Annotated in this window: 20 protein-coding genes; 14 read left to right on the forward strand and 6 right to left on the reverse strand. The window is 69.3% G+C overall.

Annotated elements, in window-relative coordinates; genetic code table 11:
- Position 1 precedes the first annotated feature (1 nt).
- Positions 2-1051 (forward strand): hypothetical protein, encoded by a 1050-nt coding sequence (locus G4D83_RS19825; protein WP_163866359.1) that lies wholly within the window; start codon positions 2-4, stop codon positions 1049-1051.
- Positions 1051-1227: a hypothetical protein gene (locus G4D83_RS19830; protein ID WP_420826644.1), complete on the forward strand. Its 177-nt coding sequence runs from the start codon at positions 1051-1053 to the stop codon at positions 1225-1227. Before G4D83_RS19825 ends, G4D83_RS19830 begins: the two co-directional genes overlap by 1 nt.
- A 24-nt stretch (positions 1228-1251) precedes the next feature.
- On the opposite strand, the gene G4D83_RS19835 is transcribed toward G4D83_RS19830, so the two are convergent.
- The gene (locus tag G4D83_RS19835; protein WP_420826646.1) at positions 1252-2484 is read right to left on the reverse strand and encodes an ABC transporter substrate-binding protein; all 1233 of its coding nucleotides are present in this window, start codon (positions 2482-2484) and stop codon (positions 1252-1254) included.
- A 180-nt stretch (positions 2485-2664) separates the two neighbouring features.
- Between G4D83_RS19835 and G4D83_RS19840 the strand changes: the two genes are divergently transcribed.
- Genes G4D83_RS19840 through sufT form a run of 7 tightly spaced genes read left to right on the forward strand, consistent with a single transcriptional unit; the run spans position 2665 to position 8971 of the window.
- On the forward strand, positions 2665-3180 hold the full coding sequence (locus tag G4D83_RS19840) for an SUF system Fe-S cluster assembly regulator (protein ID WP_163866361.1): 516 nt from the start codon (positions 2665-2667) through the stop codon (positions 3178-3180).
- On the forward strand, positions 3177-4613 hold the full coding sequence (gene sufB, locus G4D83_RS19845) for a Fe-S cluster assembly protein SufB (RefSeq protein ID WP_163866362.1): 1437 nt from the start codon (positions 3177-3179) through the stop codon (positions 4611-4613). Before G4D83_RS19840 ends, sufB begins: the two co-directional genes overlap by 4 nt.
- Positions 4614-4615: 2 nt before the next feature.
- Positions 4616-5407, forward strand: a complete 792-nt coding sequence (sufC, locus tag G4D83_RS19850; protein WP_163866363.1) for a Fe-S cluster assembly ATPase SufC — start codon at positions 4616-4618, stop codon at positions 5405-5407.
- Positions 5404-6732 (forward strand): Fe-S cluster assembly protein SufD, encoded by a 1329-nt coding sequence (sufD, locus tag G4D83_RS19855; RefSeq protein ID WP_163866364.1) that lies wholly within the window; start codon positions 5404-5406, stop codon positions 6730-6732. The genes sufC and sufD overlap by 4 nt, the downstream gene beginning before the upstream one ends.
- Positions 6729-7952 carry a cysteine desulfurase gene (locus G4D83_RS19860; RefSeq protein WP_163866365.1) on the forward strand — a complete coding sequence of 408 codons (1224 nt, stop codon included), beginning with the start codon at positions 6729-6731 and terminating at the stop codon, positions 7950-7952. Before sufD ends, G4D83_RS19860 begins: the two co-directional genes overlap by 4 nt.
- On the forward strand, positions 7949-8410 hold the full coding sequence (gene sufU / locus G4D83_RS19865) for a Fe-S cluster assembly sulfur transfer protein SufU (protein WP_163866366.1): 462 nt from the start codon (positions 7949-7951) through the stop codon (positions 8408-8410). The genes G4D83_RS19860 and sufU overlap by 4 nt, the downstream gene beginning before the upstream one ends.
- 18 nt (positions 8411-8428) lie before the next feature.
- Positions 8429-8971, forward strand: a complete 543-nt coding sequence (gene sufT, locus G4D83_RS19870; protein WP_163866367.1) for a putative Fe-S cluster assembly protein SufT — start codon at positions 8429-8431, stop codon at positions 8969-8971.
- Between the two features lie 159 nt (positions 8972-9130).
- On the opposite strand, the gene G4D83_RS19875 is transcribed toward sufT, so the two are convergent.
- Complete coding sequence (locus G4D83_RS19875) at positions 9131-9829, reverse strand: type 1 glutamine amidotransferase domain-containing protein (RefSeq protein ID WP_163866368.1); 699 nt, start codon at positions 9827-9829, stop codon at positions 9131-9133.
- Positions 9830-10068: 239 nt separating this feature from the next.
- On the opposite strand from G4D83_RS19875, the gene G4D83_RS19880 reads away from it, so the two are divergent.
- From G4D83_RS19880 to G4D83_RS19900, 5 genes are all read left to right on the forward strand, one after another.
- A complete protein-coding gene (locus G4D83_RS19880; RefSeq protein WP_163866369.1) occupies positions 10069-11193 on the forward strand; it encodes an isoaspartyl peptidase/L-asparaginase family protein in 1125 nt (374 codons plus the stop codon).
- A 131-nt stretch (positions 11194-11324) separates the two neighbouring features.
- Positions 11325-11702: a hypothetical protein gene (locus G4D83_RS19885; protein WP_163866370.1), complete on the forward strand. Its 378-nt coding sequence runs from the start codon at positions 11325-11327 to the stop codon at positions 11700-11702.
- Positions 11703-11889: 187 nt separating this feature from the next.
- On the forward strand, positions 11890-12273 hold the full coding sequence (locus G4D83_RS19890) for a hypothetical protein (RefSeq protein ID WP_163866371.1): 384 nt from the start codon (positions 11890-11892) through the stop codon (positions 12271-12273).
- 85 nt (positions 12274-12358) lie between these two features.
- A complete protein-coding gene (locus G4D83_RS19895) occupies positions 12359-13729 on the forward strand; it encodes an alpha/beta hydrolase family protein (protein WP_163866372.1) in 1371 nt (456 codons plus the stop codon).
- 89 nt (positions 13730-13818) lie between these two features.
- Positions 13819-14199: a hypothetical protein gene (locus G4D83_RS19900; RefSeq protein ID WP_163866373.1), complete on the forward strand. Its 381-nt coding sequence runs from the start codon at positions 13819-13821 to the stop codon at positions 14197-14199.
- Positions 14200-14258: 59 nt separating this feature from the next.
- On the opposite strand, the gene G4D83_RS19905 is transcribed toward G4D83_RS19900, so the two are convergent.
- The 4 genes from G4D83_RS19905 to G4D83_RS19920 form a co-directional block, all read right to left on the reverse strand.
- Positions 14259-16448, reverse strand: coding sequence for a PQQ-dependent sugar dehydrogenase (locus G4D83_RS19905; protein WP_163866374.1), 2190 nt, complete (start codon positions 16446-16448; stop codon positions 14259-14261).
- Positions 16449-16697: 249 nt separating this feature from the next.
- Positions 16698-17759 (reverse strand): YXWGXW repeat-containing protein, encoded by a 1062-nt coding sequence (locus G4D83_RS19910; protein WP_163866375.1) that lies wholly within the window; start codon positions 17757-17759, stop codon positions 16698-16700.
- Between the two features lie 185 nt (positions 17760-17944).
- Positions 17945-21724, reverse strand: a complete 3780-nt coding sequence (locus G4D83_RS19915; RefSeq protein WP_163866376.1) for a tetratricopeptide repeat protein — start codon at positions 21722-21724, stop codon at positions 17945-17947.
- An 85-nt stretch (positions 21725-21809) separates the two neighbouring features.
- Positions 21810-23717 (reverse strand): serine/threonine-protein kinase, encoded by a 1908-nt coding sequence (locus G4D83_RS19920; protein WP_163866377.1) that lies wholly within the window; start codon positions 23715-23717, stop codon positions 21810-21812.
- Positions 23718-23742: the final 25 nt, after the last annotated feature.

Here is a 23742-nt window from a genome sequence, read left to right on the forward strand (position 1 = left end):
CATGCGGAAAGCTGGGACGCGAGTTGCTCGGGGCGCCGCCGCGGTGGAGATGGCGCTGTGCATGCTCGTCATCATCCCCGTGTTCATGTACGCCATCTTCCTGGACGACCTCTTGCGCCACATGCTGGACGCGCAGGAGACCGTGGTGTCCACCGTCTGGGATTATGCGGTGTCTGACTACGCGGCCAAGCCGAAGGGCGGCGAATCCTTCGCGGGCTTCGGTCAGACCCAGGGGCTCTCAAGGCAGATGTTCTGCGACCATGAGTCGGGCCTGGACAGCTACGAGTCCCCCGCGCCCGAATGTGAAGATGACGAGAGCCACCACCAGGAAGTGGTGGCGCATGCCTGCTGGCTGAACCCGGGTGCCAAGCAGGTGTATTGCTCCGTGGACCAGAACGCCGTTGGGAGCTACGGCGTCACGTTGCACAGCTCCTACATGGGGCAGTTCAACAAAGGGGGGCTCATCCGCTGCTCCGCTCGGATTGGCGTCCAGAACTACCTGCTCCAGAAGACGTTCTATTCGCAGTTCAGCGATGTCGACCTGGCGAAGGAGAAACAGGAAGGAGGAATCCACAACAACGCCAAGGGAGGCTCGGACTCGAACACCTATCTACTCCCCTGGGAGTACGTCGCCCTGGTGACGGACACGTGGGCCCTCACGAAGAGCCAGAGTTTCGAGCCCGGCGAGGAACAGAAGGAAGAGGGCGACCTCTACGCACGCGTGGCCCAGGTCTACACGAACGGCGAGAACTCCGGGTACACGCAGATGCAGACCGCAGCCCAGACGCTCGTCACGCAGGCCATCAGCAACAAGCTGCTGTCTCCCACGCTCGCGCTTGCCGGAGCCAAGCCTGGCGACGACCCGACCCGCGTCAGCATGTCCATCAAGCCCCAGAACGGCGGCGCGCCGACCCAGCGAATCGACCAGGGCCAGGGCAGCGGCACCTACTTCAACAACGAGTGGCGCGACTGGGAAGCGAACAACAACGAGAAGACGCAGCAGAAGCGCGGCGAGTACTACATGGGCTGCAAACAACCGGGGAAGTGCTGATGGCTTCGTTGCAACGTCGCAAGCCGCGCGGCCAGTCCATGGTCGAGTACGCCGTCGTCACGGCCGCGCTGATGGGCTTCACGGTGATGGGCTGGCCGTTCCTGGTGCAACTGCTCAACGCGCTCCAGCGGTACTTCAGCTCCGTCTACTACGTCATCCAATCCCCCATCCCGTGAGGACGGGGGACCGGGCACGCACCGCTACGGCTTCACGGTGGTGACGAACTCCGCCTTGCCGCCGGCGACCTTCAGGACGACGGCTTCCTTCACCGCGTCGCGGTTCGCATCCAGGGTGATTCGCCCCGCCACGCCCGGGAAGTCCTTCGTCGCGGCAATCGCATCGCGCAGCGCCGGGCCGCTCGTGTCCGGGGCGCGCTTGAGCGCCTCCACCAGCACGCGCGCCGCGTCGTACGACAGCGCCGCCACGCTGTCCGGCACGCTGCCGTACTTCTCCTTGTAGCGCGCGAGGAACGACTGGAGCACCGGGTCCGGGTTGCCCGGCGAGTAGTGGTTGGAGAAGTAGCTGCCCTCCAGCGCGGACCCGCCCAGCTCGAACAGCTTGTCGGAGTCCCAGCCGTCACCCCCGAGCAGCGGCACCTTCAGGCCCACCTCACGCGCCTGCCGCGCGATGATGCCCACGTCCGTGTAGTACCCTGGCACGAACACCGCCTCCGGCTTCACCTGCTTGAGCGCCGTGAGCTGCGCTCGGAAGTCCGTGTCCCCCTTCGAGTAGCTCTCCGTGCCGACAATCTTCCCGCCGAACTCCTGGAACTTCGCGGTGAAGACGTCCGCCAGTCCCATCGAGAAGGCGCTCTTGTTGTCCGTCAGCACCGCGACCTTCGACAGCTTCAGGTTCTCCCGGGCGAACTTCGCCATCACCAGGCCCTGGAACTCGTCGATGAAGCAGACGCGGAAGATGTAGTCGCCCTTCTTCGTCACCTCGGCGCTCGTGGAGGTGGGCGTAATCATCGGCACCTTGCCCACCTGCGCCTTCTCCGCCATCGCCATGGACACGGACGAAGCCGCCTCGCCGAGAATCGCCACCACCCTGTCTTGAGTGATGAGCCGCGTCGCCGCCTGCGCCCCTTCCTCCGGACGCCCCTGGCTGTCGTACACGCGCACCGCCAGCTGGCGGCCCCGCACCCCTCCCGCGGCGTTCGCCTCGTTGAGCGCCAGTTCAATTCCGTTGCGCGCGGAGACGCCGAACGTCGCCTCGCTGCCCGTCAGGCTGCCTACCTCGCCAATCAGGATGGCGCCCTTCTCGTCGGGAGCCACCGCCGGACCACCAGGAGCGGCGGGCGCTTGAGCGGCCGTGCCGGCCTTGGACGGGTCGGCGGCCTGCCCGGTGGGAGGAGCCTCGGTGGGGGCGGACTTCTTCTCGCAGCCCGCCAGGGCCAGGGCGAGCGTGGCGAGCAGCAGCAGTGGACGCATCAGCGGATTCCCTCCGGATAGCAGGAATCCCACCCTAGCCCTCTCCCACCTGCCCTCCAACCGGGGGCCTTGAAGGGTCGCCCTCGAAATGCAATGTGGACTAAATCGGTCCAGATTACATATGACGCGCCCGGAGGCCCTGAGGCCCCGTGGGAATGGACCCAGAGAGGAGAAGCGTCCCGCATGCTCCGGATGAGCAAGATGACCGACTACGGCATCGTGCTGATGACCGAGCTGGCTCGCGCGGAGGGTGGCACCCGCACCACTCGCGAGCTGGCGGCACGCACCCGTGTGCCACTGCCCTCGGCCAGCAAGGTGCTCAAGGGCCTGCTTCAGGCGGGGCTGGTGGTGTCCCACCGGGGCGCCAACGGTGGCTATGGCCTGTCGCGCCCCGCCGCCTCGCTCTCCCTGGCGGAGCTGGTGGCCTCGCTGGAGGGGCCCGTCGCGCTCACGGAGTGTGGCGTGCACACCTCTGGAGGCGCGCCCTGTGAGCTGGAGGCCGTGTGCCAGATACGCGGGCACTGGCGGCTCATCAATCACGCCATCCAGGACGCGCTGGGGCGCCTGACGCTGGCGGACCTCATCGCCCCGGCGCCGCGCATGCCCGAGCGACTGGTGGGCCTGAGCACCCCCAGGGCCGCCCCGGCCGCCGCCGCCAACACCTCGATACCTTCCGCCACGACAGGAGTCCGCTCATGACCACCGACACCCTCCAGGAACTGACGCGCCGCCCGTACGCGGCCGGTTTCGTCTCCGCGGTGGAGGCGGACACCTTCCCGCCGGGGCTGAACGAGGACGTCATCCGCGCGCTGTCGGAGAAGAAGGGCGAGCCTCCCTTCCTGCTCGAGTGGCGCCTGAAGTCCTACCGGCACTGGCTCACGCTGCGCGAGCCCACGTGGCAGGCCGTCACCTACAAGTCCATCGACTACCAGGCCATCAGCTACTACTCGGCGCCCAAGTTCAAACCGAAGAAGGACAGCCTCGACGAGGTGGACCCGGAGATTCTCCGCACCTACGAGAAGCTGGGCATCCCCCTGGTGGAGCAGCAGCGGCTGCAGAACGTCGCGGTGGACGCGGTGTTCGACTCGGTGTCCGTGGCCACGACGTTCAAGGACAAGCTGGCCAAGGCGGGCGTCATCTTCTGCTCGTTCTCCGAGGCCGTGCGCGAGCACCCGGAGCTGTTGCGCAAGTACCTGGGCTCGGTGGTGCCGCACTCGGACAACTTCTTCGCGGCGCTCAACTCGGCCGTGTTCAGTGACGGCTCGTTCGTCTACATCCCCAAGGGCGTGAGATGCCCCATGGAGTTGTCCACGTACTTCCGCATCAACGCCGCGGAGACGGGCCAGTTCGAGCGCACCCTCATCGTCGCCGACGAGGGCTCGTACGTGAGCTACCTGGAGGGCTGCACCGCGCCCCAGCGCGACACCAACCAGTTGCACGCGGCCGTGGTGGAGTTGGTGGCGCTCAAGGGGGCCACCATCAAGTACTCCACGGTGCAGAACTGGTACCCGGGTGACGCGGAGGGCAAGGGCGGCATCTACAACTTCGTCACCAAGCGCGGCATCGCCCACGAGCGCGCGAAGATTTCGTGGACGCAGGTGGAGACGGGTTCGGCGATTACGTGGAAGTACCCGAGCGTCATCCTCAAGGGGGATGACTCGGTGGGCGAGTTCTACTCGGTGGCGCTCACCAACAACCTCCAGCAGGCGGACACGGGCACGAAGATGGTGCACCTGGGGAAGAACACCCGCAGCACCATCGTGTCCAAGGGCATCTCCGCGGGTCGGGGGCAGAACACGTACCGCGGGCTGGTGAAGGTGCTGAAGAGCGCGGAGAACGCGCGCAACTACACGCAATGCGACTCGTTGCTCCTCGGAGACAAGTGCGGCGCCCACACGGTGCCGTACATCGAGGTGAAGAACGCGTCGGCGCAGGTGGAGCATGAGGCGTCCACGTCGAAGATTGGCGAGGACCAGCTCTTCTACTGTCGGCAGCGCGGCATCTCTCAAGAGGACGCGGTGTCGATGATTGTGAATGGCTTCTGCCGGCAGGTGTTCAAGGAGCTCCCCATGGAGTTCGCGGTGGAAGCACAGAAGCTGCTCGGAGTGAGTCTGGAAGGGAGCGTGGGGTAGGTATGGCTTTGCTGTCCGTTCGGAATCTGCACGCCCGTGTGGGCGACAAGGACATCCTCAAGGGTATCGACCTGGAGGTGGGCGCCGGAGAGGTGCACGCCATCATGGGGCCCAACGGCTCCGGGAAGAGCACCCTGGCGAGCGTGCTCGCGGGGAGGGATGCCTACGAAGTGACGAAGGGCGAGGTCCTGCTCGACGGGAAGTCGCTCTTGGAGCTGGCTCCCGAGGCGCGCGCCGCCGAAGGCGTGTTCCTCGCGTTCCAGTACCCGGTGGAGATTCCGGGCGTCGGCAACCTGCACTTCCTGCGCACCGCGCTCAACGCGCAGCGCCGGGTGAAGGGGCTGGAGGAGCTGGATGCGATGGACTTCCTCCAGATGGCCAAGGAGAAGTCGAAGCTGGTGCAGCTCGACGCGGCCTTCATGAACCGCTCGGTGAACGAGGGCTTCTCCGGCGGAGAGAAGAAGCGCAACGAAATCTTCCAGATGGCGGTGCTGGAGCCGCGGCTGGCCATCCTCGACGAGACGGACTCGGGCCTGGACATCGACGCCTTGCGCACGGTGGCGGGTGGCGTGAATGGGCTGCGCTCGCCCCAGCGCGCCATGGTGGTGATTACGCACTACCAGCGGCTGTTGGACTACATCGTCCCGGACAAGGTCCACGTCATGGCGAGCGGGCGCATCATCCGCTCCGGTGGGCGCGAGCTGGCGCTGGAGCTGGAGGAGAAGGGCTACGGCTGGCTGGGGCTTCAGGACGGCAAGGGTGCCGCGACGAAGGGCGGGGAGGCACGGCGATGACGCCGGGCGTGACTCGCTATGTGGACGTGGCCTCGCGCTTCCAGGCGCGGGACGCGACGACGCCCGCGTGGCTCCAGCGCGTGCGTCAGGAGGGGCTCGCGCACTTCGCGCGGCTGGGCCTGCCCACGACGCGTGACGAGGCGTGGAAGTACACCAACCTCGCGCCCATCGCGGACGGGGCCTTCGCGCCTGTCGTGACGGCGGGGAGCACGGCGGAGCTGTCGGCGGTGGTGGCGCGGCTCGCGCTGCCCGGACCTCGATTGGTGTTCGTGGATGGGCGGCTGTCTCAGGAGTTGTCGTCGGTGGCGGGCCTGCCGCGGGGCCTGACGCTGAAGCCGCTGCGCGACGCGCTGGTGGAGGACGGGGCGCTGCTGGAGGCGGAGCTGGGCCAGCGGGCCCTCGCGGCGGAGCATGCCTTCACGGCGCTCAACGCGGCGCTGCTGGAGGACGGGGCCGTGCTGCGCCTGGCGCCTGGCGCGCTGAGCGAAGTGCCCGTGCAGCTCATCTTCCTGACCCGGGGCGACGCGCCGGTGCTGGCCAGTCCGCGCATCCTCGTGGTGGCGGGAGAGGGCAGCGAGGCGACGCTGGTGGAGACGTACGCCAGCGCGACGGGCGTCAGTGGCCAGGGCTTCACCAACGCGGTGACGGAGGTGACGCTGGGCGACAACGCCAGCTTGAAGCACTACCGGCTCCAGGCGGAGGGTGACGCGGCGGTGCACGTGGGCGGGCTTCACGTGCGGCAGGGGCGTGACAGCCGCTTCGTGTCTCACAACTTCGCCTTCGGCGGCGTGCTGGCTCGCAACGAGGTGCATGTCACCTTCGCGGGCGAGGGCGGTGACGCCACCCTCAATGGCCTGTACGTGGGGCGGGGGACGCAGCACCTGGACCAGTGGACGGCGCTGGACCACGCGGTGCCCCGCTGCACCAGCCGCGAGCTGTACAAGGGCGTGCTGGATGACCGGGCGCGCGGCACCTTCCACGGACTGGTGAAGGTGCGGCAGGACGCGCAGCGCACGGACTCGCGGCAGCAGAACCGCAACCTGCTCCTGTCGGAGCACGCGCAGGCGGACACCCGGCCGCAGCTCGAAATCCTGGCGGACGACGTGAAGTGCGCGCACGGCGCGGTGGTGGGGCGGCTGGATGCGCAGGCACTGTTCTATCTGCGCTCGCGAGGCATTCCCCGCGCGGAGGCGGAGCGGTTGCTCACGTATGCCTTTGCTCGGGAGCTGGTGGATGCGGTGCCGGAAGGGCCGGTGCGCGCGAGCGTGGAGGGGCTGCTCGCCCCGAAGCTTCCGGGTGCGCCCCGGACGGAGGTGACGGCATGAGCTCGTTTGACGTGCAGCGCGTCCGTCAGGACTTCCCCCTGCTTCACCAGGAGGTGCGGGGCCGGCCCCTGGTGTACCTGGACAGCGCGGCGACGGCGCAGAAACCGCAGGCCGTCCTCGACGCCATCGTCCGCTTCTACCAGCACGACAACGCCAACGTGCACCGTGGCGTCCACGTCCTCTCCGAGCGCGCCACCGAGGCGTACGAGGGCGCGCGCGAGACGGTGCGCGGCTTCCTCAACGCGCGGGACGCTCGGGAAATCATCTTCGTGCGCGGCACCACCGAGGCCATCAACCTGGTGGCACAGACGTATGGCCGCAAGCATGTGGGGCCCGGGGATGAAATCCTCATCACCCAGATGGAGCACCACGCGAACATCATCCCCTGGAAGATGCTCTGCGAGCAGACGGGCGCGACGCTGCGGGTGATTCCGGTGGATGACCGGGGCGAGCTGGTGCTCGACGCGGTGGACGCGCTGCTGACGGAGAAGACGCGCATCCTCGCGGTGACACACGTGTCCAACGCGTTGGGCACGGTGAACCCGGTGAAGGAGCTGACGCGCCGGGCGCACGCCAAGGGCATCCCCGTGCTGGTGGACGGGGCGCAGTCGGTGACGCACTTCCCGGTGGATGTGCAGGATCTGGGCTGCGACTTCTATGCGCTGAGCGGGCACAAGCTGTTCGGCCCCACGGGCATTGGAGTGCTGTACGGACGCCTGGAGCGCCTGGAGCCGATGCCGCCGTATCAGGGTGGCGGCGACATGATTCTCTCCGTGACGATGGAGAAGATTACGTACAACCGCGTGCCGCACCGGTTCGAGGCGGGGACGCCGAACCTGGAGGGCGCGGTGGGGCTGGCCGCGGCCATCCGTTATCTGCAGGCACTGGGGCTGGACGCCATCGCCGAGCATGACCGGGCGCTGATGGCCTACGCCACGCAGGCGCTGGAGTCGGTGCCGGGGCTGCGGCTGGTGGGCACCGCGCGCGAGAAGGCGGGCGTGCTGTCCTTCACACTGGAGGACATCCACCCGCACGACGTGGGGACGATTCTGGACCGCGAGGGCATCTGCATCCGCACGGGCCACCACTGCGCGCAGCCGGTGATGCAGCACTTCAAGCTGCCGGCGACGGCGCGGGCGTCCCTGGCGCTCTACAACACGCGCGAGGACGTGGACGCGCTCGTGCGGGGACTGCACAAGGTGAGGGAGGTGTTCCGATGAGCTCGGGCTCGGACGACTTGAAGGACCTCTACCAGGAGGTGGTGCTGGAGCACTCCAAGAGGCCGCGCAACTACCGCGTGGTGGAGGGCGCCAACCACGAGGCGGCGGGGCACAACCCGCTGTGCGGAGACCAGCTCTCCGTGACGATGAAGGTGGACGGAGACGTCATCCGCGACATCGGCTTCCAGGGACAGGGTTGCGCCATCTCCCGCGCGTCGGCTTCGCTCATGACTGGCGTGGTGAAGGACAAGACGCGCGCGGAGGCGGAGGCCCTCTTCGAGAAGGTGCACAAGCTGGTGACGGAGGGGCCCGAGTCGGTGGACGTGGAGTCGCTGGGCAAGCTCGCGGTGCTGTCCGGCGTCAGCGAGTTCCCCGCACGGGTGAAGTGCGCCAGCCTCGCGTGGCACACGATGCGCGCGGCACTGGAAGGGCGAGATGAAGCGATTTCCACGGAGTAGGGAAGGAGGGAGCGGACGATGCGAGGCGTGACGGCGATGCTGGAGCGGGAGGTTCCCGCGACCATCATTCCCAGTGGTGACAGGGTGGTGCTGCCGGAGGGCGCGGAGCTGCGGGTGATGCAGACCCTGGGCGGCAACATCACGGTGCAGGACCCCTACGGACAGCTCTTCCGCATCGACGAGAAGGACGGCGCGGCGCTGGGCGCGGAGTACGCGCCGCAAGAGAAGGCCGCGGGGGACCCGAGCACCTTCCACGAGGAGCAGGTCTGGGAGCAGCTGCGCACGGTGTATGACCCGGAGATTCCGGTGAACATCGTGGAGCTGGGGCTGGTGTACGCGTGCAAGTCGGAGCCACTGCCGGAAGGTGGCCAGCGCGTGGACATCCAGATGACGCTGACGGCGCCCGGCTGCGGCATGGGCCCGGTGTTGGTGGACGACGTGCGCACCAAGGTCGGCTCGGTGCCCGGCGTGAAGGAAGCCAACGTCGAGCTGGTGTGGGACCCGCCCTGGGACCAGGGCCGGATGACGGACGTCGCGCGGCTCCAGCTCGGCTGGATGTGACGCACGCGGGGCCCCGGGCCTCGGACGCTTCGCGAAGGTTCCGCGAGGCGTCCCGTCCATGGGACTCATGGGTGTGGTGAGCAGGGAAGTCGCTCCCGCTCGAGGTCGCCCCGGGCACGCGGTCGTCGCGAAGTCCTCGCCCGCTGTGCCTGAGGCCGCTCAGCGCGCCGCGAGTCTGCGGACGCCGAAGCTCAGGGCCGCGGTGGCCAGGCTTCCCGCGAGCAGCCGAGGCCAGCGACGCGTGGCTTCCGTCGGCGCATGGTAGCGCGCGGGCGCGGGGTGTTCCTCGGCGTGGCGGATGCGCTCGCGCACCTCTGGCATCTTCTCCTCGAACAGCTCCACCATGGCCCGCTCGAAGACGGGCAGGTCCTGAGGCCCCCGGCTGGAGACCCAGTTGTCGTCGCGCACCATCGCCTCGTCGCGCCACTGCGCGCCGGAGTTCTTCACGTCGTCGCGGATGCCCGGCCACGAGGTGAGGGTGCGGCCCTCGGTGAGCCCCGCGGAGATGAGCAGCCAGGGCGCGTGACAGATGATGGCGATGGGCAGGTTGAGCGAGTCCGCGTCGTGGACGAAGTCCTTCGCGAGCGCGCTCTGCCGCAACGTGTCCGGGTTGATGAGGCCGCCAGGCAGGAGCACCGCGTCGAAGTCCGCCGCCTTCACGTCCTTCAGCATCGCGTCCACGCGGACCTTCTTGCCGGGGAGCATGTGGTTCATGCCGCGGATGTGGCCGGGCAGCAGCGACACAATCGTCACCTCCGCGCCCTGGCGCTCCAGCTTCTTGACGGGCCGCGTCAGCTCCACCTGCTCGAAGCCGCTCGTCGCCAACACCGCCACCCGCAACCCCTTCAGCTTCTTCATCGCGCGCTCCTGTCCCTGAACGCTCCCGACTCTGTGCACGGTGCTTCGTCCGTGCACGGGGGATGTGGCGATCAACCAGGCTCTCTGCCCATGTCCCGCCAGTGGTCTGGGGAGCAGGCGAGCTGCCGTCGTTGTGCCTGTCTGGTCGCCGTGCTACCGACCCGACACCCTGGCCGGGACTCGGGGTGTCGATGCCGCACACGCTTCGTCTCCCGGTCGCCGCCGCTGGAGGTCGCCGAATGTTCGCTTCGCTCCCTTCTCTTCCCCGGGGCCTCGTCGCGGGGACCGCGCTGCTGCTCATCCCCATGGGCTGCGCCAGCACGGAGTCCGCGCGCGTCGATGATGCGCGGCTCACGCAGGAAGGCTCCGCCGCGCGCAAGCCCCGCTGGGGGCTGGTCATCCACGGAGGTGCCGGCGTCATCTCCCGGGCGAACCTCTCTCCGGAGCGCGAGGCGGAGGTCCGTGCCGTGCTCCAGCAGGCACTCCAGGCTGGCCACGCGGTGCTGGCCCAGGGCGGCAGCAGCCTGGACGCGGTGACGGCGGCCATCCGCATCCTGGAGGACTCGCCCCACTTCAACGCGGGCAAGGGCGCGGTCTTCAACCATGACGGCATCAACGAGTTGGACGCGGCCATCATGGACGGGACGACGCGCGCGGCGGGCGCGGTGGCTGGCCTGCGCCACGTGAAGAACCCCATCGAGCTGGCGCGCAAGGTGATGGAGAAGTCGCCGCACGTGATGATGATTGGCGAGGGCGCGGAGTCCTTCGCCAAGGCCCAGGGGGTGGAGCTGGTCGACGCGAAGTACTTCTTCACGGAGGAGCGGTGGCAGGGCCTCCAGCGCGCGCTGGAGAAGGAGCGCGCCACGCCCGCGCCGGGACAGCCCTCGTCGTCGCTGACTCCCGGCTACGACCCGGTGACGGGTGACCACAAGTTCGGCACCGTGGGCGCGGTGGCCCTGGACCAGGCCGGCAACCTCGCGGCGGGGACGTCCACCGGAGGCATGACGAACAAGCGCTACGGCCGCGTGGGCGACGCGCCCATCATCGGCGCCGGCACCTACGCGGACCCGCGCTGCGCGGTCTCCGCCACCGGTCACGGTGAGTTCTTCATCCGCTACACGGTGGCGCGCGACATCTGCGCGCGCGTCGAGTACCAGGAACTCCCGCTGCCCGAAGCCGCCAACGTCGTCGTCAATGACGTGCTGGTGAAGGCCGGAGGCGAGGGCGGTGTCATCGCCATGGACCGGGAGGGCAACGTGGCCATGCCCTTCAACTCCGCGGGCATGTACCGGGGCTACGTGGGTCAGGACGGCCTGCCGCACGTGGCCATCTTCAAGGACCCGGAGTCCCCCACGGGGAAGTAGTCCCTCGTTGTCGGTCCGAGTGGGCGTGTGGCGGAGAGGCGCGCCTGGATTGCAATCGAATTGCTCCTGTAGACTGTGTCCGGGATTGTGCACCGCCGCGCGGTCCCCTTTCAGTCGAAAGGAGCATCCTCATGCTGTCACTTCGCAGGTGCCTGCCGTGGAGTGTCGTCGCCCTTCTCACCCTCTTCGCGGGGGTCTTCTCCGCGCAGCCCGCCCGCGCGGAATCCACGGGAGAGGCTGTCTGTATTGGCGGTGAACAGGACGCGGAGAGTGCGTCGCTCGCCATCTGTCACCAGGCCTTCTGTTCCGAGGTGAGTGACTGCTGGCAGGCGTGTTCGAGTGCGCTGACGGCGGCCTGTGTCGACAACGCCTGCGAATACACCTACCGGACCGGCGGTGGCGGTGGCGGCGGCCCCTTCTGCCACCAGCAATTCTGCTTCGAGGATTCCCAGTGCGTGTGCCGCGATGCCCAGGGCTTCTGCGGCGCGGACAACACCTGCTACTACTGACGCGCTCCGCTTCCTGTGCTCGTTTCCTCCCGGGAGGCCTGCTGCTCGAGGCAGGTCGCCGCTGTCGGTGCGGGTGGGCTCGTGGCGGGGAAACACGCCTGGAGTGAAAGTGGAGGGGCTCCGATAGTCTGCCGCCGGCGCCGCGCACCCCCGCGCGGCTCCGTGTGAGCCGAAAAGGAGCATCCGCATGCTGTCACTTCGCAAGCGCCTGCCGTGGACTGTCGTGGCCCTCCTCGCCCTCTTCGCTGGAGTCTTCTCCGCGCGGCCCGCACGCGCGGAGTCCTCCGAGGAGCCTGTCTGCGTCGGTGCCGAGAAGGAGGCTGACCCCCAGGCGCTCTCCGACTCCGCCTGCTACCAGTCCTTCTGTGTCGACGAGAGTCATTGCTGGGACGCGTGTCCGTCCGCGCAGTCGGTGGCTTGCGTCGGCGGTATCTGCCATTACACGCAGCAGCCCGGTGGCGGCGGAGGCGGCCCCTCCTGCCCCATGAGCTTCTGCTCCGACGACTACCATTGCTCGTGCAAGGAAGCCCAGGGCTACTGCGGTTCCGATAACATCTGTCACTACAACTGAAGCGTTGAGTGTCGGTTGTCGGGTCCGCGACGGAAAAGTCGCGGACCCCCTTTCAGAAAATCCCCAGCACGGTGTCTTGGGGCACATGCGCACTTCTCGATGGCTGTTCCTCGTCTGGGCCCTGCTGGGCTGCTCCGCCGCCGCCTCGGACTCCGAGGGCATTTCCCCCGAAGCTTCCGAGCTGGCGAATCCCGCGTTGTCGGTGACGGTGCTGGGCTCCGGGCAGGCGGAGGCCGGAGGTCAGGTCTGGCAGTACCACCTGCTGCGGCTCCAGGAGGCCGGCAAGGCTCCCGCCTACGCCCAGTGGTTCCCGCCCCGGAACCCGGGCATCTGGCCCACGATGATGCTCACCCGTCCCTATGACGGAATCACGTGGACGGGCGAGGGGGTGGACCAGAAGTGGGCCCTGCGAGGGCCCGGGATTCATCCCGACGACAGCGAGCCCCACCACCACGCGGGCTCGTCCGCCATCGCCTTCTCCATCAGCTCGCCCGAGTTCATCACCGCGGAGTCCTTCTTCTATCTGTTCCACGACTTCGGCGTGCTCAACGTCTTCGGTCGCTTCTACGCGGGGGGCGACATCCAGAATGACCGGGACGACATGCACGCGGGACTGCGCTTCCTCGCGCAGACCCCCGGAGTGGACCGCTCGCGCATCGGCATCCTGGGAGGTTCATGGGGCGGCTTCGAGGCGCTCTATGCCGCCGCGGATGCTCCGGCGGAGGTCCGGCCCAAGGTGGGCGTGGCGCTCTTCCCGCTGTCCGACTTCGCGCGCCAGTACGACTACCTCACGTCCGTCGTCCCCTCGCGGGTGGCGGACCCGGTGCTGCGCGGCCAGTACACCACCTTCTTCGAGCCCTACCGGCGCCGCATCGACGCCACCACGGGCGGTCCTCCGGGCACGCCGGGCGCGGACTACAGCCGGTGGACGCGCGAGCACCTGGCGCCGAAGCTGACCACGCCGTTCCTCGTCATCCACGAGGACTGGGACACGCTCGTCCCGGTGGAGCAGACGCAGACGCTGGCGTCCCTGGTGGGCCCGCGCATGACACCGCTGTCCCTCTTGCACCTGAACGCGCCGGACTGGAACACGCGCGGGTTGGACCACGGGCTGCTGGTGGGCCAGTACGGCCACTCGGTCAACACGGTGACGCTGGGGCACCTGCTGACGACCCTGGGCGGTCCTTCCCAGGTCCTCTTCGTGCCCTTCGTGCAGGACAACCTGGTGAACTGGTTGTGGGAGGTGCGCGTGCTCCAGTACTACGGCCGGGACATGTCCGCGGTGGCCCCCCTGCTGCGTGAGCTGGCGGACCCGCGCGTGGGACTCTTCGAGCTGACCACGGGCGGAGTCGTGCTCGGCGCGGAGTGGGTGGCCCTGGCGGTGAACGCCCTCTGGGGAACGCAGTACACGGCCGCCAACATCCGCGAGGCGTTGTCCGCCGGCCTGCCTCCCTGAGGGCGCGTGCAATCGGGCTGCTTCTGTATGCTGCATGGCACTCGTGCGCTCTCGCGCCCGGGCCTGCCCGCCGTGAAAGGAGCATTCCCATGACGTTTCTTCGGTTGCCCAGGTCGTGGAGCACCGTGGTCTGTCTTGTCCTCGGGACGTTGGTCCTCGCCGTGAGTCCCGCTCGCGCGGAGTCGAGCAGTGAAGCCGTCTGTGAAGGTGCCCCCCAGCAGGCGGAAGCCGGTGGAGGCTGGTGTTACCAGGCGGACTGCACCTGGGAGGGGGACTGCTGGAATGCGTGTCCCGCCGCTCGGAGCGTGGTCTGCAACAGCGGCAATGTCTGCGAATACGACCTGCCGGGAGGGGGCGGTGGTGGAGGCGGTGGGCCCACGTGCCCGGCGATGGACTGCATCCCGGACCTGCCGTGCGGCTGTGATGGACAGTGGGGTTTCTGCGGCGAGGACTCCAAATGCTACCTCTGAGCCGCTGAGGCTGGCGCGGAGCCGCGAGTCAAGCTCGCGGCCCGCGCCGTGGGAGCGCCTCAGGGGGCCGTGTCGCCTTGCCAGCCATTGACGGCCTGGAAGGTGGCGACGAGGCTGGAGTGGGAGGCGGGTGTCAGGTAGCCGTGGACCCTCGCCCCGCTGTCGGACCAGGAGGTCCACACGTGCCAGACGCTCTGCTCATCGAGCTGCGGGGGCGCGGCGACGTTGAGCGTGTAGTGCTCCCACGACTTGATGACGGTGGGCGTGGTGAAGCGGGTTCCATTGACGTCCAGGCTCAGCCCGGAGGGGGCGGTGGCCAGGGCCACGTCGACGATGCGAGGCAGCACGTCGCGTGACACGGTGGTGGTCCGGCCCCAGGAGTCCCTCGCGGTGAGCAGCACCTCCACGTAGTTCTCCATCACCGCGTCCAAATCTTCGGGCTCGGGCGCGACGAGGAGGAGGTTGTTGCCGGAGGTGGCCGACATCAGCGGATGGGTGTGCTCGTTGTGGTGCAGCACCGCGCGCCAGGTGAGCTGGTTGTCCGGCAGCGTGCCGTCCTCCGCGTCGGTGGCCTGGCCCGTGAGCACCAGGACCTGTCCCACGCGGAAGCGCAGGCTCATCGCCGGGGAGGTGATGGTGACGGTGGGAGCGGTGTTGCCCGCGTCGACGCGAACGGTGGCGGCCTGGACGGAGGTGGCCCCATTCGAGTCCCTCACCCGGAGCGCGGCCATGAAGACGCCGCTCGTGGTGTAGACGTGGCTCGTGGTGGCGGAGGAGGTCTGCACCGCGGGACTTCCGTCTCCGAAGTTCCACAGATAGGTCAGCGCGTCACCATCGGGGTCGCTGCTGGCGCCGCCGTTGAAGGCGACGTTCAGCGGGGTAGCGCCCTGGGTGGGAAACGCGGAGAGGGCCGCCATGGGCAGGCGATTGCGCGTCCCGGTGTAGCTGATGCGGTGGACCTCACCTCCGCCCACATACGTCGTGTAGTAGAGCGACTGGCCGGTGCCCGCGGGGCCGAAGCGCAGCGTCACCGCGGAGCTGTTGCCCAGGCCGGTGGCGAACGCTTCCACCGCCACGGCGCCCCCCGAGCCCTGCGTCAGCTTGAACACCTTGCCGCAGACGTAGTCGCTGAAGAAGTAGGCGTCATCGTCCTCGGGAGCCCAGGCGCCTTCAGGTGCGAACGCGCCACCGGTGATGGAGTCGCAGCCCTGGAAGGGCGAGCTCGAGGGGTTGGTGCCGTGCTTGTAGTCGAAGAGGGGGTTGGCCATCCCCGAGGGAGGAGGCCCGCAGTCGGTGGTGGAGCCGTTGGCGCAGTGCCCCTCGCGCGTATTCCAGCCGTAGTCCGCGCCCAGGACTCCCTCGTTGATCTCCTCCCAGAGGCCCTGGCCCACGTCGTTGATGAGGAAGCTGCTGGTGCCAGGCCTCATGGCGAAGCGGAACGGGTTGCGCAGGCCGGTGGCGAAGATTTCCTGGCAGGGCCCCGTGCCCGGGGGAACGCCCGTGGGGTTGGCGCAGCGGCGGCTTCCGGGGGCCGAGGCCCAGGGGTTTTCCGGAGGGATTTCGCCGTTCTTGCGGATGCGGAGAATCTTCCCCAGCGGCACGTCGAGGCGGCGCGCGGTGGTGTTCTGGCCCGCGCAGCGGCTCGGGTCTCCGAGCTGGCAGCCGCCGTCACCCACGCTGACGTAGAGATACCCGTTCGTACCGAAGTGCAAATCACCGCCGTTGTGGTTGCTCGCCGTGGACGGAAGGTTGTCCAGGAGGATTTTCTCGCTGGCCGGGTCCACCGTGTTCGCGTCCGACAGCGTGAAGCGCGAGACGCGGTTGACGGGCACGTTGGGGATGTTCGACGCGCACGTGTTGAACTTGTTGAACGTGTAATAGAGGAAGACGTGGCGGGTGATGGTGAACACCGGGTCCACCGCGATGCCCAGGAGGCCGCGCTCACCGTTGGAGCACAGCTTGGAGGCGAGGTTCAGCGCCGGGGTCGGCAGCAGGACGCCCCCACTGAAGACGCGAAGCTGTCCCGGCTGGGTGGTGATGAGCAGCCGCCCATCCGGCGTGAAGGCGAGCGCGGTGGGGCGCTCGACGCGCGTCACCAATACCTCGGAATAGGCGGGTGGCAGGGTGATGGCGGCGCTCGTGACTCCGAGGTCGTCCGGTACCTGTGCTGCTTCTTCCGAAGGGGCACAGGCCGTGCTCAGGAGGAGCAGGGGGAACAGTCGCGTGAGTAGACGGGACCATGACGTCATGGGAACTCCTGAAAAATAGGAAGCCCCCCTGGCTTTGGCTGTTTGGCTTTCTCCTGGCGAGGATTGTCTTTGGACTTGTGCGCGGGCGGACGGCGCAAGCTCGGGCCCTGGGCGTGTCTGTCCAATGGCGCCCAGGGATGACAGCCTTTCGCCGCGACGACTGTCCTGTGCGCGCGATGGCCGAACGCACCGACGGCGGAGACCCGAGGGGCCCCCGCCGTCGATGACCAGCTCACGCCGCGACTTCAATCAGTGGTGGCGGTCGCCCCGGCCACGGCCCCGGCCATGGTTGCCACCGCCGACGGGCGTCGCGTCATGGGTCCGCGAGCGGTTGCTGGGGCCACTGCGCCAGCGGTCATTGCGCCCCCCTCCAGACGGCTGGCCCTTCCAGCGGTCATCGCGGTGGGAGCCGTTGCGGTAGCCATCGTGGTGGCTGGGGGGCGAGGCGGTGCGGTTGCGCCAGTAGCTGTTGTAGGTCGGCGAGCGCCAGACGCGGTCATTCCGGTAGTAGTGGCCGGAGGTCCGCCACGGGCGGTGGTAGTAGTAGCGGACGGCGGGCGCGCGGTACCACGTGTGGGCGAAGTAGTTGGGGTGGCCCCAGCCCACGGTGACGCGCGCGTGGCGGAAGACGGGGATGGTGACATTCACCGAGCCGCGCGGGGCCCAGCCGCCGCCGACGAAGTGCCACGACAGTCCGCGCTGCACCCAGCGGGGCGAGACGAAGACCAGGTCGGCACGCGGCGGCGCGGCCCAGGTGCCATCCACCCAGTCCCAGTTGTTGCCGGACCAGTACCAGTAGCCGGGCTCCCAGGTGAGGTTGGAGGCGGGCGCGGCCGGGCGGACCTCCTGGCGCGGCGCGGGAGGGGCCTGCTGGGTGGAGAGGGCCTCCGCGGACACGGCGATGGGAATCTCCACCTCCGTCGAGCCCTGGCGCGCCCAGCCACCGGAGACCCAGTACCAGTTGCCCCGGTCCTCTTCCCAATAGCCGTTGACGAACTGGTAGCCCGCCATGGGCGCCACCCAGGTGCCGGGGTTGAAGCGCCACTCACCGCCATCCCAGTACCAGTGTCCGGAGGCCCACACCGCGCCGGCATAGGGCCGCCGCGACGGGCGCTCGGTGGGCAGCGACGGAGGCGGCTGGGGGGCCATGGGCGCCAGCTCCTCGTCGGAGTCCTCGTCGTAGTCGCCGTTTGCGTACTCGCGGCCGTCGTCGGAATAACCCGGGTCCTCCGAGGGCACCGGGGCCGTCTGCGCCTGAACCACCGGGGCCGACAGCAGGGCCACCATCCAGAGCCAGCTTCGAGGACTCATGACGTCTTCTCCTGTTGAAAATGCCATCCCCCTCGCGAGGGACGTCGATGGGCCTTCAGACGCGAGCGGGCCTCCCGTATTCAACCCGGGAGGCCCTCCGAAGTCGCGAGGCGGGGGTGGGACGCCGGGGGGCCAGGCGGGTGCCGGAGCGCCCGTCTCCCACCCCGCCCCCCACGCGAGGGCGCCTACGGCTTCACGAGGAACATCTCACGCGTCTGGATGAGGTCCACGTCGCCGGTGAAGCCGGAGAACTGCTCGTACTGACGCGGAGAGACGCGCGCGCGGGGCAGGCGCAGGGACTCCGTGATTGTGAGCGTGGAGCCCTCCTGCTTCTCCGTGCGGGTGAAGTGGCCGAACGGGTTCTTCACGTCGAGCGCCGGCTGCGGGTCCGGCAGCTTCCAGCCGGAGGGCAGGGACACCGTCACCTGCGTGTTGCTGGCCTCCGTGTTGTCGATGTACAGCGGCGTGCGACGCGAGCTGAGCTGCACGTAGCGCCGGCCGAGCTGCGCGGGGAAGGTGAGGGGCCCCAGCGCCATGCGCCTGTCGCCCTCCAGCCGCCCGAAGCGCGGCACGGTGAACTCGTAGCGCAGCACGAAGGGCGCGCCCACCGCGTCCTCGTGGTCCAGCTTCACGCTGGAGAGCGCCGCGCCGCCGAAGTACCGCGCCACCGCGCCCTGGAGCGCCTGGTTGCGGCTCTCCGCGGAGAGCTGGTTGAAGGCCTCGGCGAGCTGCGCCGCCTCGAACCCCAGGTACGTCTCCTCGCCCTTGCCGCTGAGCTTGCCCTCCGCGTCGAGCGACAGCGTCAGCCGCACCTGCTTGCCCGCGGACTCCTTCACCTGGGGCGTCTTCACCACCTCCAGCTTGCGGCCCGGCTCCGGCAGCAGGTACGCGTCCCGCCCGCCCATGGCGAACTCCGGCAGCTCGCCGAAGGGGCCGAAGCGCACCGACGTGTCCACCCACACCGGCTCTGAGCCCGGCACCTCCACGCGCAGCGCCGCGTACGGCAGCAGGCTGTCGTTGGGGAAGAGGTAGTCGTTGGGGTCCACGTTGAAGGTGCGCACCGCCGCCACGCGCGAGGGGATGCCCAACTCCTCCAGGCCCGCCTTCACCATCGCCAGCCGGCTGCCCCGGTCCTGTGCCACCGTGGACGCCGCGGACTGGCCCAGCCCGTTGTCCCGTCCGGAGAAGCGCTGCATCACCGCCGCGTGCAGCGCCTTCACCGCGTCCAGGCCCTGCTTGCCCTGGGTGGCCTTGCGCGTGAAGTCGACGACTTCCGCCGTGCGCAGCCAGCGGTCCTGGAAGGCGTCGCCGTAGACGCGAATCAGGCCCTCGTTGCCCGTGGCGCCCGCGCCCACCATGACGAAGGGCAGGTACTCGTTGCCAGAGGGAGGGGAGTCCGGCTCGGGGATGAACGGCGGCACGCGGCGCGCCTCGTAGTGGAAGACCTCCTCGTCGCCCTTCACCGTCGGCGCGGGCGCCTTCATCCCGTGCGCGTCCACCTTCATGCCGGAGCCCTTGGGCGCCACCACCGTGTACGTGGTCCACGCGTTGGGCTGGTTCGCGATTTGAAAGTAGAAGGCGGACGCCGTGAAGCCCGGCTGCGCGGGGCCGCGCGGGCTCTCCGCCAGCAGATACTCGACCTCCACGCTGTCGCCCACCTGCACGCCGGGCAGGCTCACCGTGTCCTTGCCCTCGATGTTCTCCGGCTCCAGCACGCGCCCGTCCGCCTTCACCGTGCGCAGCGCCAGCACCTGCGCGCCGCGGGGCACGTTCACCTCCGCGATTTCCTGCACGCCCGACTGCTCCAGCGCCCGCTGGATGGTGTGGATGCGGTTGATGATGCTGCCGTCCGCGTACACGCGCACCGCCGCGGCATCCAGGACGAACACGGCCGAGCCGCCGGTGACCGGCTCCGCGTCAAAGGCGCGCATCGCCTCGCGGCCGTCGATGGCGTGCTCCTGGAGCAGCTCCTTGCCCGTCTTCGCGCGCTCCACCGCGCGGCGCAGCGACAGGTCATCGCCCTCCAGCGCCAGCGCCTTCTCGCGCAGCGCGAGCGCCTCCGCCGTCTGTCCCGCGTACTCGCGCACGTCCGCCATGCGCTTGAGCAGCTCCGCGTTGCGCGGCCACGTCACCGTCAACGCCTGGAGCACCGCCATCGCCTCGTCGTGACGGCGCAGCCCCACGTACAGGGTGGCCAGCGACGTGCCCGCGCTCACGCTGGTGGGGTCGCGGGCGAGCATCTCCGCGTAGGCGCGCGCGGCCGTCTCCAAATCCCCGCGCGTGCGCGCATGGTCTGCCTGTCGCGCCTGGACGCCGGGGCAGTTCCGCTGCGCCGCCACCAGCGAGTCGGAGCGCTCCACCGCGTCGCGCCGCCGCGCCAGGTTGTACTGGAGGCCCAGCGCCTCGCAGAGGTTCGGCTGGATTTGCAGCGCCGCCGCCAGCGACTCCTCCGCCAGCGCGTCCACGTCCAGCGTCAGCGCCGCGCGAGCGCGCATCAGGAACAGCGGGAAGCCGGGGGGCTGCACGGCCTCGCTCGCCGTCTTCAGCGTCTCCAGCGCGGAGGCCGGCTGACCGTCGTCCATGAAGAGGTCCGCGCGCAGGAGCAGCGCGGCCACGTTGCCCGGGTCCTTGGGCAGGAGCGCTTCCAAATCCCGGGTGGCCCGGCCGCGCGCCACCTTGGCGGGCACCGTGCGGTCCGCCGCGGCCACCTCCGCGCGCAGCGACAGGAGCGCGGGCGAGGTGGCCTCGACTTCCGCCATCAGCCGGCGCGCCCCGTCCGCGTCGCGCGACAGCCCGTCACGCGCCGCCAGCACGGTGGCCAAGAGGTCTCCGGCCTCGCCGGCCAGCGCGTCCTTCAGGCTCTGCGTCGTGGGGTACACGCCCGTGGCCTCGGACGTCTTCGGCGCGCTGCCCCACGTCCCAGGGGCCGCGCCCGTGGCGGCGGTGAAGCGCACATTGGAGGGCTTGCCGTCGGCGCGCATCAGCGAGAAGGACAGCACGCCGGAAGTCGCGCCCTTGAGCAGGCGGGCGATGAAGCGGTGCTTGCCCGCGGGCAGCTCCACGGCGCGGGTGGTGATGGTGCTGGTGGCACGCTCCCAGCCCCGGCGCTCCAAAAGCGGCGCGCCGTCCACGAGGACCTGGTGCGTCGCGGCGCTCACCGAGCGCGCCACGTAGCGGGCCGCCTCGGGGACTTCCGCGTCGAAGGCCATGAGGTAGACGTCTCCCTCGCCGGGCTCACCAGCCAGGTCCAGCCGTCCGTCCGGCGCCCACAGCTTGCGCGGCGGCATCGTCCCGAAGGCGCCGGTGAAGGGGCCCGCGAGCGAGCCGCTCTGCTTCGCCGGGAACGCCTCGTCCCAGGACAGGACGTGGAAGGCGGAGAGGGGACCCACGAGCGTCGCCTCGGACACGCCGCCCAGCTCGCGCAGCACCGCGTCGCGCGCCTGGGTGTCTCCGCGCCCCACGGCGATGGACAGCCGCGCGCCGCGCAAGAGGTAGGCCGTCTCTCCGGTGGCGCCCGCGCCGAGCGCCTGCTGCGTGGCCTTCAGGATGGCGTCATCCAGCGGCGGCGCGGTGCCCACGGAGTCCAGCGCGTAGCGCGCGGCGATGAGGGCCAGCGGGTGGGTGGGCGCGCGCGTCACCAGCTCCAGCGCGGCGGTGAGGGCCCGGTCCGGACGCCCCGCGCGGCGCGCGAGCAGGTGTTGGCCGATGAGCGCGTACGGGTCCCCGGGGTCCTTGGCGATGGCCGCGTCGAAGCGCTGCTGCGCCTGGACGGAGTCCCCCTCGAGCAGGTGCGCGTGGAAGCCGGCGAACGCGAGCGTGCGCGCCTCGTCCGTACCGGCCCGGGCTTTCTCCGCGGCGGACTCCAGCACGCGGGGCGCGGCGCTGGGGGTGGGGGAGGAGTGCGAGCAGCCCGAGAGGCCGGCGACGAGGGCGAGCGCGGTCAGGCCGCGGCGGAAGGTGCGCATAGGAGGGTCGAGGGATAATGCAATCCCCCGTCACTGGCCATATTCCCCTGCGAGTCTCTGTCCGCTTCGAGTGCTCGGCAGGGGGCTAGCGGCGCTTTCCGTTCTTCGGCGCGGGCTTGGCGGGCTGCTTCTTGGGGGGAGGGGGCGGCGCCTTCTTGGGCACCACCGCCTTGGCGGGCACCGCGACGGCCACCGTCTTCACCGGCGGGGGCAGCGGGGTGGCCACCGTGGGCACTGGCGCCGTGGTCCCCCCGGGCGGGGACTGCTTCATCACGAAGGTGATGCCGGAGACGCGGCAGATGGCGTCCATGCAGCCGAAGCCGGGGAAGGGCGCGTCGCCGAACTGATCCACCCAGCCGGTGCCGAGCACCAACGGCTCGAAGAGGGCCCGGCGGTCCTTGCCGGTGCCGATGAAGGCCTCCAGGCGGCCCTCGGCGTCCACCGCCAGCTCCAGCGCCACCGCGTCCGCCTTGGGCGGCTCCACGTCAAGCGCCACGGCGTCCGCCTTGGGCATGGGCGACTCCATGCCGAGCATCGTGCCCCGGCGCTCGCCCAGCACCCATTCCAGGCGCAGGGGCTCGCCCACGCCGTTGTGCACCAGCGCCACGTAACGGCCGGAGGTGCCCATCAACATCATGGCCACGGAGGGCGATGGCGAGGGCTGGTACAGCTTGGTCATGTCGCTCAGGCGGCGCTTCCACGTGGGAGGTGGTTCCTCCACGAACAGCTTGCCCTTCAGGCTGAGGATGTCCCCGTCCCGGCGCGTGACGTCCACCTGCACACGACCCACGGTCGCGGTGTCGTCCTCCCAGGGGAACACAAGGGTCTTGTCCTCGAAGCTCGCGATCCTGCCGTTGACCAGGAGGTTCTGGTGGTCGAGCCCCTCGCCCAGCGTCACGTTCCGGTGCGAGGGGTTGGTTTCCTCTCGGCCCGGCACGCGCAGGTCTGTCTTCCCGGCCAGATTGTTCGCCATGATGGCGACGCCCGGCGGGATGGGCGTCTTCCGCTCGCCATGCAGGTAGAACGCGGTGCCCAGCACGAAGCTCGCCGCCAGCACCATCAGCACCGCGGCCGTCTGTGCCGTGAAGCGCACCACCTTGCGCACGCCGGCCTTGAAGCGCTGCATGCGCGTGAACTTCACCGGCAACATCGACGGCAGGCTGCCCGGAACGAGCTGCTCCAGGTCCGCGATGAGCGCCGTCACCGACGGGTAGCGGTCATCGGGGTCCGGCTTGAGGCACCGGGTGACGATGGCGTCCAGGCGCTTGTCCAGCCCGGGCTTGCGCTGGGACGGGGGGTCGAACGTGCCCATCGGCACTTCGCCGGTGAGCCACTCGTAGAGGATGACGCCCAGCGAGAAGATGTCCGCGCGCGCGTCCGCGTTCTTCGCGTCCACCCGCTGCTCCGGCGCCATGTACGACAGCGTGCCCATGGACACGTGCGTGGACGTCAGCGCGTAGCGCGAGGAGGGACTGGCGTCCTCCAGGAACGAGGCGAGCCCGAAGTCGGACACCTTGGCGATGCCACCGGCCTGCTGGTCCAGCAGGATGTTCTCCGGCTTCAAGTCCCGGTGGATGACGCCGCGGCCGTGCGCGTACTCAATCGCCCGGCAGATTTCGAGCATCCGCCGCAGCGCGCCGAAGACGTCGAACTGGGCCGCGCGGATCAACTCACGCAGCGACGGCCCGTCCACGAACTCCATCACCAGGTAGTAGGTGATGTCCGTCTTCCCCTTGTCGACGATGGAGACGACGTTGGGATGGCTCAGCGCGGCGAGGGCCGCGGCCTCCTTCTGGAAGCGCGCGATGAAGGACGGGTCCTTGGCCAGCTCGGCGTTGAGCAGCTTCACCGCGACCGTGCGGCCCAGCGACAGTTGGGTGGCCTTGTGGACCTCTCCCATGCCTCCGGTGCCCACGAGTTTTTCGAGGCGGTAGCCGCTGATGAGATCCGGGGAACGGGTCCGGCTGATCGCCGTCGGGTCAATGGAGGACATGGCGGTAGGGCAGGGGGCCGCCAGG

This window comes from Myxococcus eversor (assembly GCF_010894455.1).
Lineage (GTDB): Bacteria > Myxococcota > Myxococcia > Myxococcales > Myxococcaceae > Myxococcus > Myxococcus eversor.

What these genes read in the sequence shown, in the direction of transcription:
- G4D83_RS19830 (WP_420826644.1), top strand. Translation starts at nt 1,051, where the DNA reads ATGGCTTCGTTGCAACGTCGCAAGCCGCGCGGCCAGTCCATGGTCGAG.
- sufC (WP_163866363.1), top strand. Translation starts at nt 4,616, where the DNA reads ATGGCTTTGCTGTCCGTTCGGAATCTGCACGCCCGTGTGGGCGACAAG.
- G4D83_RS19840 (WP_163866361.1), top strand. Translation starts at nt 2,665, where the DNA reads ATGCTCCGGATGAGCAAGATGACCGACTACGGCATCGTGCTGATGACC.
- G4D83_RS19860 (WP_163866365.1), top strand. Translation starts at nt 6,729, where the DNA reads ATGAGCTCGTTTGACGTGCAGCGCGTCCGTCAGGACTTCCCCCTGCTT.
- sufD (WP_163866364.1), top strand. Translation starts at nt 5,404, where the DNA reads ATGACGCCGGGCGTGACTCGCTATGTGGACGTGGCCTCGCGCTTCCAG.
- G4D83_RS19920 (WP_163866377.1), bottom strand. Translation starts at nt 23,717, where the DNA reads ATGTCCTCCATTGACCCGACGGCGATCAGCCGGACCCGTTCCCCGGAT.
- sufB (WP_163866362.1), top strand. Translation starts at nt 3,177, where the DNA reads ATGACCACCGACACCCTCCAGGAACTGACGCGCCGCCCGTACGCGGCC.
- G4D83_RS19895 (WP_163866372.1), top strand. Translation starts at nt 12,359, where the DNA reads ATGCGCACTTCTCGATGGCTGTTCCTCGTCTGGGCCCTGCTGGGCTGC.
- G4D83_RS19900 (WP_163866373.1), top strand. Translation starts at nt 13,819, where the DNA reads ATGACGTTTCTTCGGTTGCCCAGGTCGTGGAGCACCGTGGTCTGTCTT.
- G4D83_RS19915 (WP_163866376.1), bottom strand. Translation starts at nt 21,724, where the DNA reads ATGCGCACCTTCCGCCGCGGCCTGACCGCGCTCGCCCTCGTCGCCGGC.
- G4D83_RS19825 (WP_163866359.1), top strand. Translation starts at nt 2, where the DNA reads ATGCGGAAAGCTGGGACGCGAGTTGCTCGGGGCGCCGCCGCGGTGGAG.
- sufT (WP_163866367.1), top strand. Translation starts at nt 8,429, where the DNA reads ATGCGAGGCGTGACGGCGATGCTGGAGCGGGAGGTTCCCGCGACCATC.
- G4D83_RS19875 (WP_163866368.1), bottom strand. Translation starts at nt 9,829, where the DNA reads ATGAAGAAGCTGAAGGGGTTGCGGGTGGCGGTGTTGGCGACGAGCGGC.
- sufU (WP_163866366.1), top strand. Translation starts at nt 7,949, where the DNA reads ATGAGCTCGGGCTCGGACGACTTGAAGGACCTCTACCAGGAGGTGGTG.
- G4D83_RS19910 (WP_163866375.1), bottom strand. Translation starts at nt 17,759, where the DNA reads ATGAGTCCTCGAAGCTGGCTCTGGATGGTGGCCCTGCTGTCGGCCCCG.
- G4D83_RS19905 (WP_163866374.1), bottom strand. Translation starts at nt 16,448, where the DNA reads ATGACGTCATGGTCCCGTCTACTCACGCGACTGTTCCCCCTGCTCCTC.
- G4D83_RS19890 (WP_163866371.1), top strand. Translation starts at nt 11,890, where the DNA reads ATGCTGTCACTTCGCAAGCGCCTGCCGTGGACTGTCGTGGCCCTCCTC.
- G4D83_RS19885 (WP_163866370.1), top strand. Translation starts at nt 11,325, where the DNA reads ATGCTGTCACTTCGCAGGTGCCTGCCGTGGAGTGTCGTCGCCCTTCTC.
- G4D83_RS19880 (WP_163866369.1), top strand. Translation starts at nt 10,069, where the DNA reads ATGTTCGCTTCGCTCCCTTCTCTTCCCCGGGGCCTCGTCGCGGGGACC.